Annotated in this window: 2 protein-coding genes; one reads left to right on the top strand and one right to left on the bottom strand. The window is 72.3% G+C overall.

Annotated elements, in window-relative coordinates; genetic code table 11:
• The coding region (locus AC3WON_RS27100; protein ID WP_492353114.1) for a hypothetical protein at positions 1-1,330 on the bottom strand (1,330 nt) is incomplete at its 3' end.
• Between the two features lie 341 nt (positions 1,331-1,671).
• On the opposite strand from AC3WON_RS27100, the gene AC3WON_RS27105 reads away from it, so the two are divergent.
• Positions 1,672-3,681, top strand: a 2,010-nt coding sequence (locus AC3WON_RS27105; RefSeq protein ID WP_492353115.1) for a type IV pili methyl-accepting chemotaxis transducer N-terminal domain-containing protein, incomplete at its 3' end; no start/stop codon positions are given.

Here is a 3,681-nt window from a genome sequence, read left to right on the forward strand (position 1 = left end):
GGAGAGGGGAGCAAACCGGCGGCATGGAAACCTTGTCAGCAATGCGCGGCGGTAATCCGCCGCGCTTCCTCATCTCCCGCATGCATCGCAACGCTCCCAGCAGTTGCCACCCCAGCCACGCATTGGCCCCCGCCAGCAGCACGCCGCCAGCGCGGGCCAGCGGCGCCGGCGCCAGCGGCACCGCCAGCAGCAGGACGTAGGCAGCCAGCAGCAGCCACGCCTGCCGCCGTTGCCGGCCCGGCACGATGATGGCCTGCATGGCCGGCACCCGCGCGCGCGGCGGCAGCAGCCGGCGCAGGTGCAGCCAGGCCAGGAACGGCACGATCTTGCCGAGCATGGCCGTGACCGGCAGCACGCCCACGCCGACCAGCGCCATGGTGCCGGCCCACCATGCCAGCGGCAGCCCGGCGGCGGGCAGCACCACGGCCGCCGCCCCCAGCAGCGCCGCGCCTGCCATGCTGGCGCATGCCACCGGCCAGAGCAGCCACAGCGGATCATGGCGCCGCCGCGCGCACAGCGTGCCGGCCAGCCCGCACGCGCCCACCACCGCCACGAACGCCAGCCACACGAGCAGCACGCCATGCGCCAGTGCCCGGTGATCCGGCCACAGCATTGCCGCGGCGCTGAACAGCGCCAGCGGCAACCAGTGCGCCATGGGCAGCCAGCGCCCGATCGCCGCCGGCAGGCGCGGCGACTGCCAGAACATCGGCAGCACAGTGGTGGCCACGCCGGTCACCAGCGCGGCCAGCCAGCCACCCAGCGCCCACGCCATATGCAGGCCGAGCCAGCGCGCCACCGGCACGCGCCACCAGCCGCCGAAGGCGCCGGCCAGCACCATGCCGCACAGCACCGCGACCATCAGCGGCGCGCCGATGCCGGCAAGGGTGCGCGTGGTGGCATCCACTGCGGCCACGCGCCGGCCCGCAGCCAGCAGAATGGCGCCGGCCAGCAACAGGATCACCGCCACGGCCGCCGCCGCCTGCATCGCCACAGGTTCGCCGCCGAGCAGGCCGATGGCCAGGGCGGTGGCCACGCCCGCGCCGGCCGCGGCCATGAACGGCGCAAGCAGCCCCGCACCCGGCACGGCCACGCCGGCCACCACCGGCATCATCTGGAACAGCGCGCCCACCATGACCGGCAGCAGCATGCCCAGCGCCAGCACATGGACCGCCACCAGCGCCAGTGGCGCAAAGCGGTCCGGCAAGCCGCCGGGGGGACCGGCAGCAAGCAATACCCCGGCCGCGGCGCCAAGCCACGGCGCCGGCATCAGGCAGCCGAACACCACTGCCAGGCGCGGGGCGCGTTCATAGTCGAAACTGGCTGCCTTCACGCCTCGCCTCTCCTCATCAATGTTGACCGGATGCTAGGCCAGGGCAAGTCGTGTGGATTTGACCGCAGCCAAGTCCGACGATGTATCCCCGCGCCATGCGGTGGGAGCGATATGTCACGACGTGACAGGCCTGGTGTGTGGGCGGCATTCCCCGCAATTGACAAGCCGATGCGCCGCCGGCCGCACATGCCAGACGCCGAAGCCGGGTTTTCTTGATCTTGCGCAGGAAGCCCCGCGTGCTGCGCAGGGAAAATTGCCCTCGATGCCAGCGCGCAGCCATGCACGCGCCGGCCGCCGGGCCACCACCCGGCTTCCCCCGACTGGTAGCCCCCGATACCGCCATGTTCCGAACCGATCCTCCAGCCGCCAGCGCCGCGGCGGACTCCCGCGCTGCCGGCCTGCCGGCGCTGCGCGACCGCCTCTCCACCCGCATCATCTCGCTCTCGCTGGCCGTGCTGCTGGTGGTGCTGGGCATGATTGCCGGCACGCTGTGGCTGTCATGGAAGCTGGAAGGCGCGGGTGCCGCCATCAATGACGCCGGCAGCCTGCGCATGCGCGCCAACCGCGTGGCGATCGAACTGACGCTGGCACAGGCAGGCCAGGACAATGCACTGGCCGAGCAGGTGCAGGCGCTGGACGCCACGCTGGCCCTGCTCAGGAAAGGCGACGCGGCGCGCCCGCTGTTCCTGCCGGACGAACCCGCCATCCATGCCCAGATGACCCGCGTCACGCAGGGCTGGCAACAACGGCTGCGCCCGCTGGCGGTAGCCGGAACGGGCGACGCCGCCGCCCCGGCACGCTATATCGCCGCACTGCCCGGCTTCGTCGCGCAGGCCGATCGCCTGGTCGGCATGATCGAGCATGACAGCGCGCGCAAGACCGACTGGCTGCGCTTGTCGCAGATCGCGCTGGCGGCAATGGCCTGCGTCGGCACCGTGGCCGTGATCTACCTGCTCTACCTGTGGATCATCCTGCCGGTGCTGCGGCTGCAGGACGGCCTGCGGCGCATGGCCGCGCGCGAGTTCTCGCTGCGCCTGCCGGTGGAAAGCCGCGACGAGTTCGGCACCCTCAGCGAAGGCTTCAACCGCATGGCCGGCGAACTGCAGGGGCTGTACCACGACCTGGAGACGCGCGTGGCGCAGAAGACCGCCGAGCTGGAACGCCAGAACCGCGACCTGGAGACGCTCTACGACATGGCCGCCTTCCTGAACCAGGCCGCCGATGCCGAGGCCATGGCGCGCGGCTTCCTGGAACGCGTGATGCGCCAGTTCGATGCCAATGGCGGCAGCGTGCGCGTGCTGGACAGCCGCCACGGCAGGATGCACCTGCTGGCAGCCGCCGGCCTGCCGGCGGCGCTGGCCGAATCCGAATCCTGCGCGGCGGCCAACGCCTGCCATTGCGGCGACGCCACGCGCGAGGCCGTGGTCGCCATCGTCGACCTGCGCGCGGCGCAGCGCCAGGGCGCCGCAGGGGATGTCACGCCCTGCAGCCGCAACGGCTTCCAGTCGCTGGCGGCCTTCCGCATCGAAAGCCAGCGCGGCGCCACCGGCGTGTTCGCGCTGCACTTCCGCACGCCGCGCGCGCTGCCCCCGTCAGACCGCCAGATGCTGGAAACACTGGGCCAGCACCTTGGCACCGCGCTGGAACACCTGCGCCTGTCCGCGACCGCGCGCCAGCTGGCGGTGGTGGAAGAGCGCAACCTGGTGGCGCAGGGCCTGCACGACAGCATTGCCCAGGGCCTGAACTACCTGAACCTGCAGGTGCAGCTGCTGGACGCCGCGGTCGAGCGCGACGACCTGGCCGAGACCCGCGAGATCGTGCCGATGCTGCGCCACGGCGTGGAAGAGAGCTACCAGGATGTGCGCGAACTGCTGAACAACTTCCGCTCGCGGCTCGGCACCGGCGAGCTGCGACCGGCGGTGGAAGAGACCGTGGGCCGCTTCCGGCGCCAGTGCCGCACCGAGGCCACGCTCGCCATTGACGAGAGCGGCGGCGCCTGGCCGCTGGCGCCGGAGCAGCAGCTGCAGGTGCTGTTCATCCTGCAGGAGGCGCTCTCCAATGTGCGCAAGCACGCCATGGCGGGGCACGTGGCGGTGGCACTCAGCCACGGCCGCGATTTCCGGCTGGTGGTGCAGGACGACGGCGAGGGCTTCGATCCGGAGGAAATCGCCACGCGCGCCGAAGCGCATATCGGCCTGAACATCATGCGCGAGCGCGCGGCGCGGCTGGGGGCGCAGCTGCACGTGCAGGCCCGCCCCGGCCACGGCGTGCGCATCGAACTGGTGCTGCCCGCCGGCCGCTCTTCCGGCGCCCGCGAGTTCGCCGACCCCCGCCCCGCCCCCCCGACCCCC

The organism is Cupriavidus sp. FW305-46 (genome assembly GCF_058787075.1).